Source organism: Microbacterium sp. NPDC055683 (assembly GCF_053617895.1).
On sequence record NZ_JBSHGQ010000003.1, the window covers coordinates 34,804 to 47,071 of the forward strand.

At 70.0% G+C, this 12,268-nt stretch carries 12 protein-coding genes; 7 read left to right on the forward strand and 5 right to left on the reverse strand.

The window, feature by feature from the left end; genetic code table 11:
- Positions 1-86: 86 nt before the first annotated feature.
- From ACWGPF_RS02110 to ACWGPF_RS02120, 3 genes are read right to left on the reverse strand one after another with little or no spacing between them, the layout of a single operon-like run.
- A complete protein-coding gene (locus tag ACWGPF_RS02110; protein ID WP_452331241.1) occupies positions 87-806 on the reverse strand; it encodes an NYN domain-containing protein in 720 nt (239 codons plus the stop codon).
- Positions 806-1,951, reverse strand: a complete 1,146-nt coding sequence (locus tag ACWGPF_RS02115) for a restriction endonuclease subunit S (RefSeq protein WP_452331242.1) — start codon at positions 1,949-1,951, stop codon at positions 806-808. The genes ACWGPF_RS02110 and ACWGPF_RS02115 overlap by 1 nt, the downstream gene beginning before the upstream one ends.
- Before the next feature lie 2 nt (positions 1,952-1,953).
- Positions 1,954-3,429 (reverse strand): type I restriction-modification system subunit M, encoded by a 1,476-nt coding sequence (locus ACWGPF_RS02120; protein WP_452331243.1) that lies wholly within the window; start codon positions 3,427-3,429, stop codon positions 1,954-1,956.
- Positions 3,430-3,577: 148 nt separating this feature from the next.
- Here ACWGPF_RS02120 and ACWGPF_RS02125 point away from each other — a divergent pair, with 148 nt between their 5' ends.
- Positions 3,578-4,765, forward strand: coding sequence for a glycosyltransferase (locus ACWGPF_RS02125; RefSeq protein WP_452331244.1), 1,188 nt, complete (start codon positions 3,578-3,580; stop codon positions 4,763-4,765).
- A 4-nt stretch (positions 4,766-4,769) separates the two neighbouring features.
- Positions 4,770-5,987 carry a glycosyltransferase gene (locus tag ACWGPF_RS02130; protein ID WP_452331245.1) on the forward strand — a complete coding sequence of 406 codons (1,218 nt, stop codon included), beginning with the start codon at positions 4,770-4,772 and terminating at the stop codon, positions 5,985-5,987.
- 11 nt (positions 5,988-5,998) lie between these two features.
- On the opposite strand, the gene ACWGPF_RS02135 is transcribed toward ACWGPF_RS02130, so the two are convergent.
- Positions 5,999-6,178 carry a hypothetical protein gene (locus ACWGPF_RS02135; protein ID WP_452331246.1) on the reverse strand — a complete coding sequence of 60 codons (180 nt, stop codon included), beginning with the start codon at positions 6,176-6,178 and terminating at the stop codon, positions 5,999-6,001.
- A gap of 87 nt (positions 6,179-6,265) precedes the next feature.
- Here ACWGPF_RS02135 and ACWGPF_RS02140 point away from each other — a divergent pair, with 87 nt between their 5' ends.
- Positions 6,266-7,237: a GlxA family transcriptional regulator gene (locus tag ACWGPF_RS02140; RefSeq protein ID WP_452331247.1), complete on the forward strand. Its 972-nt coding sequence runs from the start codon at positions 6,266-6,268 to the stop codon at positions 7,235-7,237.
- Positions 7,238-7,254: 17 nt separating this feature from the next.
- Here ACWGPF_RS02140 and ACWGPF_RS02145 read toward each other — a convergent pair whose 3' ends face one another.
- Positions 7,255-7,770 (reverse strand): small multidrug efflux protein, encoded by a 516-nt coding sequence (locus ACWGPF_RS02145; protein WP_452331248.1) that lies wholly within the window; start codon positions 7,768-7,770, stop codon positions 7,255-7,257.
- A gap of 155 nt (positions 7,771-7,925) precedes the next feature.
- Between ACWGPF_RS02145 and ACWGPF_RS02150 the strand changes: the two genes are divergently transcribed.
- The 4 genes from ACWGPF_RS02150 (at position 7,926) to ACWGPF_RS02165 (ending at position 12,237) form a co-directional block, all read left to right on the forward strand.
- Positions 7,926-9,095: a sensor histidine kinase gene (locus ACWGPF_RS02150; protein WP_452331249.1), complete on the forward strand. Its 1,170-nt coding sequence runs from the start codon at positions 7,926-7,928 to the stop codon at positions 9,093-9,095.
- On the forward strand, positions 9,092-9,694 hold the full coding sequence (locus tag ACWGPF_RS02155; protein WP_452331250.1) for a response regulator: 603 nt from the start codon (positions 9,092-9,094) through the stop codon (positions 9,692-9,694). The genes ACWGPF_RS02150 and ACWGPF_RS02155 overlap by 4 nt, the downstream gene beginning before the upstream one ends.
- A gap of 67 nt (positions 9,695-9,761) precedes the next feature.
- Entirely contained in the window at positions 9,762-11,909 is a 2,148-nt protein-coding gene (locus ACWGPF_RS02160; RefSeq protein WP_452331251.1) for an ATP-dependent Clp protease ATP-binding subunit, read from the forward strand.
- A gap of 70 nt (positions 11,910-11,979) precedes the next feature.
- Complete coding sequence (locus tag ACWGPF_RS02165; RefSeq protein WP_345437705.1) at positions 11,980-12,237, forward strand: helix-turn-helix domain-containing protein; 258 nt, start codon at positions 11,980-11,982, stop codon at positions 12,235-12,237.
- Positions 12,238-12,268 lie beyond the last annotated feature (31 nt).

The following is a 12,268-nucleotide window of genomic DNA, read 5'->3' on the forward strand; positions in this document are numbered from 1 at the left end:
GATCGGCCGATGGCGAGGGATGTCGCGCGCCGCCCCGCGAGGATCTTGGAGGCGCTAAGCTGTATGGACACCCCCAGATGCTTCGGCTACTGGTTAGGAGGCCCCGGTTCGCCGGGGCCTTCGGAATTCTCAGACCAGGCCGCGGGACGCGCCACGACTCCGTGCGCGTCGTCCATCCGGTCAGGGAGCTGACTGGCGCGAAGTGCGTCGAACGTAACCTGTCGGTGGTCGTCGAGGCCCAGCTGCTTCAACTCGTTGCTCGCGCGCTTCGGCTGCATCGGCGAGAGCAACCCCACTCGGCGACCGAGCTCCTCCTTCACGAGGCGCATCGGCATGACCAGGTCGGAGTCGTTGCTGCAGACGACATAGAGGTCGGAGTCGCCCTTCATCGCGTCGATCAGCAGCATGCTGGCGAGGGCGACGTCTGAGCCCTTCTCCTCGGTCTTCTTTACCCGGACTGTTCTCGGCGATCCGTCGTCGAGCAACTCTGTGGGATGCACCGGCATGACGCGAGGGTCGATGCGGAACTTGCCCATATGGACGGTCGTGCGAGACAGGGTCCCGAGTGCACGGATGTAAGCTTGCTGGCGTTGGGGCGACTGGACATCGGCACCGGGGAGGGTCTTGATGATCGCCGTGAAGTAGCGGACCTGCAGGAGCTCGTAGTCCGGGTAGATGTGTGCTGTCATCGCCTCCAGATCGAGCCACTTGTCCTGCGGCTGCTTCTCGGGCAGACGACGGTAGAGGTTGAAGCCGTCGATGTAGATCGAGAGGCGAGGCCGCCCGGCTTCGCCTCTCGATGGCATCACAGCTCCCCGCGGAATGCGCGGGACTGCAGCGACTCGAAGAGGGCGTCGAGTTCGGCGAGCTGCGTGGTGTAGCGGGTGCGCTGTGCGTCGATCGCGCGGACGGCCCCGACCACCACGTCTTGCGCTGCGACCGACGGAACGTACACGGGGGTCCGTCTGAGTTGAGTCTTGTTGATCGTCGCGATTCCCGTGGTCTGTTTCGCGGACCGGAGAAAGAAGTCACGAGACTCGCGTGAACGCACAGCCAGACTCAAGTAATCGGGACGTACTCGATCGGGGTCCTTCACGCGAACCTTGAAAATGTGGTTCTGATGGATCGCTAGTGGCAACTCACCGCGCCAGATAGTTCCACGCCCGAGCTTGTCGGGGTCGCCGCCTTCTGTCAGCAGTAAGTCCCCGGGAAGAACTTCGAATCGAGCAAGCTCGGATCGCGAAACGGCGATGAATTTCACCTGCTCAAGCGCAAGCCAACCGTCCTGCACATTCGACACGGCAAGGTATGGAACATCGATCAGTTCGCTTGCCGGTGGCTTCCGTCCCTTCGTGATCCCGGAGTGCACTTCGGCGACCGCATCCAGAGTGCACGACTCCCCTTTTGTCTCGCGCGCGTGCCGACGGAAGGCCTGCGCCACAAGCTCATCCAGCTTCGCGAGGGAGTCGCGGCGGGCCGCGCGGAGCGCGTCGACGTGGTCGAGGATCGCCGCGATGCGGCGCTGCTCGGGGAGGGGCGGGAGGGGGATCTGCAGCGCGAGGAGGTTCGTCGGGCTCAGCCTTGGGAGGTTTGCGCCGGTCGCGAGGCTGGACATCGTGTCGACGACGGACTGTTGACGCAGATAGTGCAGGAGGTATTGGCGGTCAAGATTCACCGATGGTCGTACGGGAAGGATGTCGGTGCTTGCCACGCCCGATGTGGGTGCCGCGGTGATCTTTGCGAGATTCGGTCGCAACTTGCCCACGAGCAGGTCATACTGCGTGAATGCGACCTTCGTGCTTGCGATTTGCGCGGCGCCGACAGTCGAGATCCTGACAAGGCGGCCGCCGCGCTCGATATGCTCAAGCCCTACATAGGGAACATCGGCTTCGAGGTCCTTCGGGTCAACCAGCGTTCGCGAAAGCGCCGCCACCTCCCCCAGCGCCACCATTCTCACGCCAGCATCCCCTTCAGCTGCTGCAGCCCGGCGCTGATCTCCTCGTCGATCCGCTCGAGCGCGGCGATGATGTCGGCAGGGTCGGCGTGCTCGACCTCTTCGTGCTCGATCTCCTTGTAGCGGTTGATCGACAGGTCGTAGTCGTTCGCCGCGATGTCTGCCTTCGGCACGAGGAAGCTCTGCTCGGTGCGGGCGCGATCCGTCTCCGCCGCGCGATTCTGCCAGCGCGCGAGCACGTCGGGCAGATCGTTGGCAGCGATCTCGGTGCGCTTGTCGTCGAGGCTGAAGCCATCGGCCGCGACGTCGTAGAACCACACGTCGTCGGTGCCGCCGACGCCTGTCTTCGTGAAGAACAGGATAGCCGTCGACACTCCCGCGTACGGCTTGAAGACGCCAGACGGCAGCTTCACGACGGCCTGCAGTTGATGGTCCTCGACGAGCGCCTTACGCAGCTTCTTGTGAGCGGTCGTTGACCCGAAGAGCACCCCGTCGGGTACGACCACGGCCGCTCGCCCGCCTGGTTTGAGCAACCGCAGTATCAGGGCGAGGAACAGCAGCTCGGTCTTCTTGGTCTTCACGTCGGCGAGGAGGTGCTTGTTCACCTGCTCGTAGTCGAGCGACCCCGCGAACGGCGGGTTCGCGAGCACGAGCGAGTACTTGCCCTCTTCGTCGTCGCTCTCATGCGTGAGCGAGTCGCGGTAGACGATCGACGGGTTCTGCACGCCGTGCAGGAGCATGTTCATGCTCCCGATCCGCAGCATCGTGCTGTCGAAGTCGAAGCCGTGGAACATGTCGTGGTCGAAGTGCTCGCGGGCAGCCCTGTCACGCAGGGCTTCCCTGTGGTGTTCGAGGAGATGCTCCTCGGCCATCACGAGGAAACCGGCCGTGCCGCACGCCGGGTCGACAATGACGTCGCCTGGCTGGGGTGCCGTCATATCGACCATGAGCTTGATGATGTGGCGCGGCGTGCGGAACTGGCCGTTCTGCCCCGAGGTCTGCAGCTTCGACAGCAGGTACTCATAGAGGTCGCCGTTGGTGTCGCGACTCTCGAGCGGAATCGAACCGACGAGGTCGACGACCTTCGTGAGCAGGTTCGGCGTCGGGATCGTGAAGCGCGCATCCTTCATGTGGCGCGCGTAGGTGGATCCATCGCCGCCCATTGCACGCAGGAACGGGAACACCCGCTCCGACACGACCTCGTACATCGTCTCGGGGTCGAAGTTCTTGAACGTCGACCACCGGAGGTCCGCGTACGGTCGCCACTGGTCATCCCGCCCCGCGGGGATCGGCCCGTCGGGTTCGCCGCCGAGAGTCTTCGCACGCGCCTCGGCGCCGCGCTGCAGGTCGTCGAGGCGGCGGATGAACAGCATGTAGGTGATCTGCTCGACGACCTCCATGGGGTTGGAGATGCCGCCCGTCCAGAACGCGTTCCAGACCGCATTGACTTTCTGCTTGACGTCGCCCGTGATCACAGAGCGAGCCTATTCGGCGGATGGGACATCGCTGGATGGGCCCCCAGCCCCCGCGGCACGCCTGAGGCGCGCTCGCGGCCCCGTGGCATAGAGTCGTGGGGACTTCTCCAGGCCGCATGGCGCCGCCGCGACCCTCTGCGAGGTATCCGTGACATCTCCCGCGTCCGACGACCGGCTGACCATCCTGCTCGGCTGCGACACGTTCTCGCCCGACATCAACGGCGCCGCACGCTTCGCCGAGCGACTCGCCGCCGGCCTCGTCAAGCGCGGCCACGACGTGCACGTGAGCGCGCCCAACACGGCATGGCGGAAGGCGCCTGCTCGCACCGAGGTCATCGAGGGCGAGCCCGTCACGATGCACCGGCTGCCTTCGATGCGCCTCGCCTGGCACGAGTGGCTGCGCTTCGTCTGGCCGTGGCGCTCGAAGCACTGGGCGCGCATCGTGCTCGACGAGGTGCGTCCGGATGTCGTGCACATCCAGTCGCACATCGTCATCGGCCGCGGTCTCGCGCGCGAGGCGCGCAAGCGCGGCATCCCCGTGATCGCGACGAACCACGTCATGCCGGAGAACATCCTCGACTTCACGCGCCTCCCCGCGGCGCTCAACCGCGTCCTCGTGAAGCTCGCCTGGGCCGACGCGAAGCGCACCTTCGGACTGACCGCCGCCGTCACCACGCCCACGCGCAAGGCGGCCGACTTCCTCGAGAGCACGATCGACATCGCGGGGGTCGTGCCGATCAGCTGCGGCATCGACCAGTCGCAGTACACCGCCGACCTCTCGCCGCGCACGGAGAACCGGGTGGTCTTCGTCGGCCGTCTCACGAGCGAGAAGCAGGTCGACGTCATCCTCCGCGCCGTCGCGAAGCTCGACCCCGCGCTCGAGACGAAGGTCGACCTCGTCGGCGACGGCGACCAGCGCCCCGCGCTCGAGGCGCTCGCCGACGAGCTCGGCATCCGCTCGCGCGTCACGTTCCACGGGCACACGACCGACGAGGCCCTGCGCGGCGCCCTCACCGGGGCATCCGTGTTCGCCATCGCGTCGATCGCCGAGCTGCAGTCCATCGCCACGATGGAGGCGATGGCGTCGGGGCTGCCCATCGTCGCCGCCGACGCGGTCGCCCTCCCCCACCTCGTCCACGAGGGCGAGAACGGGCATCTCTTCGCGCCGGGCGACGTCGACGCGCTCGCGGCGCGGCTCGCCGACGTGCTCACCGCCGACGCCGGCGAGCGCGAGCGCATGCAGCGGGCCTCGCTGCGGATGGTCGAGGCGCACGACATCACGCGCACGCTCGACACATTCGAGGCGCTCTACCGGGGCGACGCGCTCCCCGCCTGACGCCGTGCACATCGTCTTCCTCGGCGACCAGCACATCGAGACGCTGGGCGGGGCGCAGGTGTCCACCCGCCTGCAGCGCGCGTACCTCGAGCGCGCCGGCCACACCGTGACCGTCATCGCCCCGCGGCGGTGGACGCGCCATCCCGCGAATGCCGACGATCCCGCGTACCTCGACCTGCCCTCCCTTCCCGTGACGGCCGACCGGGAGTACTCGTTCACCTGGCCGGGCCGGGCGGCCGACGCGGCGATCGATCGCGTGCTCACACGTCGCGTCGCGAAGGGGGCACCGCTTCCCGACCTCGTCCACGTGCAGGCCGACTTCTGGGGCGCGTTCCTCGGATACCGCCTCGCGCAGCGGCTGCGCGTGCCCGTCGTCCACACCATGCACAACCGCGTCGACGTCGGCATCGAGGCGACGGCACCCTTCCCCCGGCTCGTGCTGCGCGCGCTCAACGCGTGGCGGCGACAGGCGCTCCCGGGGTCGGGCCCCGGCGACGACGGATGGTCGTACCTGCGCGGTCTCGCGACGGGAGCGGCGGCCGTCACGGCGCCATCCGGGCACTTCGCGCGCCGCCTGGAGGGGCACGGCGTGTTCTCACCCGTCGACGTCATCTGGAACGGCATCGACGACGACGTGCGCGAGCGGGTGCTCGCGGCCGTCCCCGCGGAGCGGGCGCCCGGACGCCCCCGCCTCATCTGGCTCGGCCGGATGTCGCCTGAGAAGCGCCTGCTGCCCGCGCTCGCGGCCTTCGCGGACGCCGGGGTCGACGCCGACCTCGAGGTCGTCGGGGGCGGAGGCGACCTCGCGGCGGCGCGGCGCCTCGTCGCCCGGCGCGGACTGGACGGCCGCGTGCGCTTCGCGGGGCGGCTCCCCTACGAGGCGACGCTGTCGCGGATCGCGGCGGCCGACGCCGTCGTGCAGACGTCCATCGGGTTCGAGACGCAGGGGATGACCCCGTTCGAGGCCGCCACGCTCGGCACGCCCTCGATCATCAGCGACCCCGACATCGCGGGCGAGTTCGACGGCGGCATCTGGACGGCCGCCGCGCCCGCCGATGAGCCGGGGCGGGTCGCGGCGCTCGCCGCGGCCATCCGCATCGCCGTCGACGACATCGCGGCAGGACGGGCGCCCGAGCCGTCGGAGCGGGTGTCGCGCGAGTTCCGGCAGTCGTCGCGCACGGCCGCGATGATCGGCGTGTACGAGCGCGTCCTGAACCGCTGAGGGTCCAGGCCTCAGCCCTGGCGGGGGATGACGCCCGGGGTGTGCGCGGCTCCCGCTGTCTGCACGGTGTCGCGGTCGGGCACGCGCTCCCAGTCGGTGGGGCGCTGCCCGTATCCGTCGGATTGGACGGCGGAGACCGTGGCCGCGACGGCGAGGATCGCGAGGACGACGAGGATGACGAGGAGGATCATGGCAGAAACGCTACGGTTGCGTGATTTCCGCCACGAGTGGCAGGATGGTCACACGTCGCGCTTTTTCTGCCAACACCGGGAGGCCCCGTGAAGACCGTCGCGTGCATCGTGCAGGAGGGGTTCGCCCCGTTCGAGTTCGGCCTCGCGTGCGAGGCCTTCGGACTCGACCGGAGCGACGACGGCGTGCCGTCCTTCGACTTCCGCCTCGTGTCCCCGACCCCCGGTCTCGTGCCGTCGAACATGGGCTTCTCCATCACGGTCGACAACGACCTCGCCTTCGCCGACGAGGCCGACCTCGTCGTGGTGACGCCGGTCCCCCGCGCCTCCTGGGGGGCGATCGACGAGCGCGTGTGCGAGGTCATCCGCGGGGCTGTGGCGCGCGGGGCGTGGGTGCTCACGGTGTGCAGCGGCGCCTTCGTCGTCGCCGCCTCCGGCGTGCTCGACGGGCGGCGGGCGACGACGCACTGGAAGTACGCCGACACCATGCGCCGCATGTACCCCCGCATCGAGGTCGACGCCGACGTGCTGTTCGTGCAGGAGGACCGCATCATCACGAGCGCCGGCACGGCCGCCGGTCTCGACGCCTGCCTGCATCTGCTCCGTCAGGAGATCGGCGCGGAGCTGACGAACCAGATCGCCCGCCGGATGGTCGTCCCCCCGCAGCGCGACGGCGGCCAGGCGCAGTTCATCCTCAACCCCCTCCCCGAGCAGGCGAACCTCTCCCTCGCACCCGTCGCCGACTGGGCCGTGGAGAACCTGCACCGCGAGCTTCCCGTCGAGGAGCTCGCGCAGCGCGCCCACATGTCGCCCCGGACGTTCGCCCGCCGCTTCAAGGCCGACTTCGGCACGACCCCCGCCGCGTGGCTCTCCCGGCAGCGCGTCATCCAGGCGCAGCGCCTCCTCGAGCGCACCGACTGGGGGCTCGACCGCATCGCCGCGGAGTGCGGCTTCGGCTCCGCCGCCGTGCTCCGGCAGAACTTCTCCCGTGTGCTCGGACTCTCGCCCGCCGGGTACCGCGCGCGCTTCACGTGCGTCGACGAGGAGATGGCGGTCGCCTGACGCGCTTCGGAGGCTCGTCAGCCGGCGACCGAGATGACGCCCGTGATGACGAGCGTGACGAGGGTCGTCCATGCGGCGATCGCGAGGCCCTGCCAGAACAGGATGCGGGCGCGGCCGACCCCGGCGGCGGCGAGCATCGTCGCCGTGAACTGCGTCGGGAGGAGCAGCGGGCCGAGGAGGCTGACGCCCGGGACGCCGTACCGCACGAGGGCGCGCTGGAACTTCTCCTTGCGGGGCGAGACCGGCTCGGGGGCCGGGGCGGGTCCGCCGCCGGCCGTCACGGCGATGCGGCGTCGCTCGACGATCGCGCGTCGGGTGCCGGCGCCGAGGAGAACGAGCGCGGCGACGCAGACGAAGTTGCCGACGGCTCCCGCGATGCCCGCGATGACGGGATGGATGCCGCCGATGATGCCGATCGCGGCGGCGCCCTCGCCTTCGACGAAGGGCACGGCGCCGGCGAGCGCGACGATGAGCGGCTGGACGAGCTCGGGGACGCGGGCGACGAGATCCTGGAAGGCTTCGACGAGGTTCATGGGGTGCTCCTGTCCGGTGCCGCGGGTCGGTCCCGCGGCGGATGGCCCCAGTCCATCCGCTCGGGCCGGATCGCGGCAGTGGCGGCGTGTCATCGATACGGGTGCGCTCGTCACGGCGCGCCCGTGACATCTGTCATGCGCCTACGCTGGGGGCCGTGACGAGACCACCCGGCGCCCGAGGCTCGTTCGAGCTCACACGCGGCATCGCCGCGACCTGGTGGTACACGGCGTCGGCCATCGTCTGCTTCGAGCTGTTCGCGGTGCTCTCGTGGACGACCTGGGCGGCGGTCGCCGGCACGGCGGCCTCGTTCGCGGCGGTCGCGATCTCGGCCGCCGTATGGTTCGCCTGCACGATCGTGCTGCTGCTCGCCTACCGTCACCGCGACGCGGGCGGCGCCCTGCTGCCCGCCCGCCTCGTGCCGGTGCTCGTCGTGCCGCTCGTCTGCGCCGGCGTGATGTTCGCAGCGACCGGCAGCTGGATCGCCGCGGTCGGCCTCGTGGCCCAGTCGCTCGCGCTGCTCAACTGGCAGCGCGGTGTGCGGCTGCGGGTCACGGTCGGGCTCACGGTGCTGCTCGTCGTGCTGGGCGTCGTCGATGCGCGCACGGCCGCCCTGCTCACGGAGTCGGACGTCTGGCCCGTGGGCGCGACGTTCGCCGCGTTGCTGCCGGTCATGACCGTGACGTCGCTGTGGTGGTGGGACGTGCTCCTCGCGTTCGACCGGGCGCGCGTGACCGAGTCGCGGCTGGCCGCGACTCAGGAGCGGCTGCGGGTCGCCACCGACGTGCACGATCTGCAGGGCCACCACCTGCAGGTTATCGCGCTGCAGCTCGAGCTCGCCGAGAAGCTCATGGGCCGCGATCCGGATGGCGCGCTCGCGCAGGTGCGCGCCGCGCGCGTGAGCGTCGCCGAGGCGACCCAGGGTACGCGCGATCTCGCGACGCACTTCCGCGCCGTGCCTCTCGTCGACGAGCTCGCCAACGCGCGCGACCTGCTGGTCGCGGCGGGCGTCGCCGCGTCGTCGACGGCCGCCTCCGACGCCGACCGCGCACCCGCCGACGTGCTCGGCCCCGTCATCCGCGAGACGACGACGAACGTGCTGCGCCACGGAGGCGGCCGGCGTGCGCGCCTCGCCCTCGAGCGGTCGGAAGACGGCTGGCGCTATGAGATCGTCAACGACCGCGCTCCCGGGGCGGCGGATGGCGACGGGGCGGGCCTGCAGGGGATCGCGCGCCGCGTCGAGGAGGCGGGCGGCGTGCTCGACGTGCGGCGAGACGCCCACGAGTTCGCCGTCGTCGTCACGATCCCGCAGGAGGTCGCCCCGTGATCCGCGTGCTGCTCGCCGACGACGAGGCCATGATCCGGTCGGCGCTCGCCGCGCTCCTGCGCCTCGAGGACGACATCGAGGTCGTCGCCGAGTGCGCGGACGGCACGGAGGCGGTCGCGGAGGCGCTTCGGCTCCGGCCCGACGTGTGCGTGCTCGACCTCGAGATGCCGGGGCTCGACGGCGTCGAGGTGGCGGCGCTCCTCAGCAGGCGCATCGCGACGCGCGCGGTCGTCGTGACGCGCCACGCGCGGCCCGGGGTGCTGCGTCGGGCGCTGTCGTCGGGGGTGGCCGGGTTCCTCCCGAAGTCGCGCGGAGCCGACGAGGTGGCGCGGGTCGTCCGCAGGGTGGCGGCCGGCGAGCGGTACGTCGATCCCGAGATCGCCGCCGACGCGCTCGCCGACGAGCGGTGCCCGCTCACTCCGCGCGAGCTCGACGTGCTGCGAGTCGGCCGCCGTGGCGAGACGACCGGCCAGATCGCGCGGGCGCTGTCGCTCGCGCCCGGGACGGTGCGCAACCACGTCTCGGTCATCCTCGGCAAGCTGGGGGTCCAGACGCGTCAGCAGGCCGTGCTCATCGCCGAGGAGAATGGCTGGATCTGACCGCCATCATCCTGCTAAACTTGAGTCGAACCTACTCAAGTTTGAAGGAGACTCCACGGAGGACAGGATGAGCACCCCCGGCAACGACGAAGAGAAGAGCGCCCTCGAGCAGTTCGGCATCAACCTCACCGAGCGGGCGAAGCAGGGCAAGCTCGACCCGGTGATCGGCCGCGACAGCGAGATCCGGCGGGTGAGCCAGGTGCTGACCCGACGCACGAAGAACAACCCCGTGCTCATCGGCGAGCCCGGCGTCGGCAAGACGGCCGTCGTGGAGGGGCTCGCCCAGCGCATCGTCGCAGGCGATGTCGCCGAGAGCCTCAAGGGCAAGGAGCTCATCGCGCTCGACATCTCCGCCCTCGTCGCCGGTGCCATGTACCGGGGCCAGTTCGAAGAGCGCCTCAAGAAGGTGCTGCAGGAGATCACCGAGTCCGATGGCCGGGTCATCACCTTCATCGATGAGCTGCACGTGCTCATGGGCGCGGGTGGCGGCGAGGGGTCGGTCGCGGCCGCGAACATGCTCAAGCCCATGCTCGCCCGCGGTGAGCTGCGCCTGATCGGCGCGACGACGCTCAACGAGTACCGCGAGTTCATCGAGAAGGACGCGGCGCTCGAGCGCCGCTTCCAGCAGGTCTACGTCGGCGAGCCGACCGTCGAGGACACCATCGCCATCCTGCGCGGGCTCAAGGAGCGCTACGAGGCGCACCACAAGGTCGCCATCGCGGACGGCGCCCTCGTCGCGGCCGCAGCGCTCTCGCACCGGTACATCCCGAGCCGCCAGCTGCCCGACAAGGCCATCGACCTCATCGACGAGGCGGCGTCGCGCCTGCGGATGGAGATCGACTCGGCGCCGCTCGAGATCGACGAGCTGCGCCGGCATGTCGACCGCCTCAAGCTCGAGGAGCTCGCGCTCAAGAAGGAGAAGGACCCCGCCTCGAAGGAGCGGCTGGCGGCGCTGCGCGAGACGCTGCGCGGCGAGGAGGCGCGGCTGCAGGAGCTGCAGGCGCGCTGGGAGGCGGAGCGCTCGTCGCTCAACCGCGTCGGCGACCTCAAGACGCGGCTCGACGCGGCGCGCGGCGAGGCGGAGCGCGCGCAGCGCGAGGGCAACCTCGAGCGCGCCTCGCGCCTGCTGTACGGCGAGATCCCGGGTCTCGAGCGCGAGCTGGCGGAGGCCGAGCGCGCCGAGACGTCGGACGGCGCGACCGAGCGGATGGTCGGCGACCAGGTCACGGAGGAGGACATCGCCTCCGTCATCGCGGCGTGGACGGGCATCCCCGTGGGGCGCCTGCTGCAGGGCGAGACCGAGAAGCTGCTGCACCTCGAGGCGGAGCTCGGTCGACGTCTGATCGGGCAGAAGGAGGCCGTCTCGGCCGTGTCGGATGCCGTGCGCCGCTCGCGTGCGGGCATCAGCGATCCGAACCGTCCGACCGGCTCGTTCCTCTTTCTCGGCCCCACGGGCGTCGGCAAGACGGAGCTCGCGAAGGCGCTCGCCGAGTTCCTCTTCGACGACGAGCACGCCATGGTGCGCATCGACATGTCCGAGTACGGCGAGAAGCACTCGGTGTCGAGGCTCGTCGGCGCCCCTCCGGGGTACGTCGGCTACGAGCAGGGCGGGCAGCTCACCGAGGCCGTGCGTCGGCGCCCCTACGGCGTCGTGCTGCTCGACGAGGTCGAGAAGGCCCATCCCGAGGTGTTCGACGTGCTCCTGCAGGTCATGGACGACGGGCGTCTCACCGACGGGCAGGGGCGGACGGTCGACTTCACGAACGTCATCCTCATCCTCACGTCGAACATCGGCTCGCCGATCCTCATCGATCCGACGATCTCGCCCGATGCGAAGCGCGAGCAGGTCATGATGCTCGTGCGCCAGGCGTTCAAGCCCGAGTTCGTGAACCGGCTCGACGACATCGTGATGTTCCAGGCCCTCGGTCAGGACGACCTCGCGCAGATCGTCGAGCTGCAGGTGGACGCGCTGCAGAAGCGGCTCGCCGACCGGAGGCTCACGCTCGCGGTCACCCCGGATGCGCGGGCATGGCTCGCCGAGCGCGGCTACGACCCGGTGTACGGTGCCCGTCCGCTGCGCCGCCTCATCCAGAAGGAGGTGCAGGACCGGCTCGCCATGGCCATCCTGTCGGGCGGCGTGCGCGACGGCGACACCGTGAAGGTCGACGTCGACTCGTCGGGCGACCGCCTCTCGCTCTCGAGTCAGGGGCAGTAGCCGTATCACTCTATAGCTGGTCGTGTACAGCGGGTGGACTCAACAGGGCCCTGCTCGGCAGGATTGTCAGATGGTCTGGGACGAGACGCGCGCCAAGAGGTTCGGCGCCGCGCTGCGCGCGCGCCGTGAGGAGAAGGGTCTCTCGCAGGAGGCGCTCGCCTTCCGGGCGGGCGTGACGAAGAACCAGGTGCAGCTCATCGAGGCGGGGCGCTCGTCGGGCCGGGTGGAAGCCGCCGGGCCGTCCAACCCCCGTCTGTCGACGCTCACGGGTCTCGCCGACGTCCTGGGGCTGCAGCCGTCGGAACTGCTCGAGCTCGCCGACCTCTGAGATCGGGCGGTCCTGCGGGCCTGCGACGATG

Bases quoted from the DNA above. Each gene is read 5' to 3' on its own strand.
- ACWGPF_RS02110 (WP_452331241.1), bottom strand. From the start codon at position 806: ATGCCATCGAGAGGCGAAGCCGGGCGGCCTCGCCTCTCGATCTACATC.
- ACWGPF_RS02135 (WP_452331246.1), bottom strand. From the start codon at position 6,178: ATGATCCTCCTCGTCATCCTCGTCGTCCTCGCGATCCTCGCCGTCGCG.
- ACWGPF_RS02115 (WP_452331242.1), bottom strand. From the start codon at position 1,951: ATGGTGGCGCTGGGGGAGGTGGCGGCGCTTTCGCGAACGCTGGTTGAC.
- ACWGPF_RS02160 (WP_452331251.1), top strand. From the start codon at position 9,762: ATGAGCACCCCCGGCAACGACGAAGAGAAGAGCGCCCTCGAGCAGTTC.
- ACWGPF_RS02145 (WP_452331248.1), bottom strand. From the start codon at position 7,770: ATGAACCTCGTCGAAGCCTTCCAGGATCTCGTCGCCCGCGTCCCCGAG.
- ACWGPF_RS02165 (WP_345437705.1), top strand. From the start codon at position 11,980: ATGGTCTGGGACGAGACGCGCGCCAAGAGGTTCGGCGCCGCGCTGCGC.